Origin of the sequence: Micromonospora sp. ALFpr18c, assembly GCF_008868155.1 — a bacterium.
GTDB lineage: Bacteria > Actinomycetota > Actinomycetes > Mycobacteriales > Micromonosporaceae > Micromonospora.
Genome location: NZ_WBKR01000488.1, coordinates 1 through 244, shown reverse-complemented (window position 1 = coordinate 244; position 244 = coordinate 1). Strand labels below are relative to the sequence as shown.

At 72.5% G+C, this 244-nt stretch carries 1 protein-coding gene; it reads right to left on the bottom strand.

Going from position 1 to position 244, the window contains the following annotated elements; genetic code table 11:
* Positions 1 to 244, bottom strand: a 244-nt coding sequence (locus tag F8271_RS31795) for a Mur ligase domain-containing protein (protein WP_225854918.1), incomplete at both ends; no start/stop codon positions are given.

Genomic DNA, 244 nt, shown 5'->3' with positions numbered 1-244 from the left:
TGGAGCACCATGGTCACCATCGAGGTGGTGGTGGTCTTGCCGTGGGTGCCGGCGACCGCCACGGCCCGGCGGCCGGTCATCGCCGCGGCGAGGGCCTCCGAGCGGTGCAGCACCCGCAGACCGCGCCGCCGGGCCTCGACCAGCTCCAGGTGGTCCTGCGGAATGGCCGAGGAGTAGACGACCGTGTCCACACCGTCGAGGTTGGTCGCCTCGTGGCTCATGTGGATCGTCCCGCCCAGGGCCC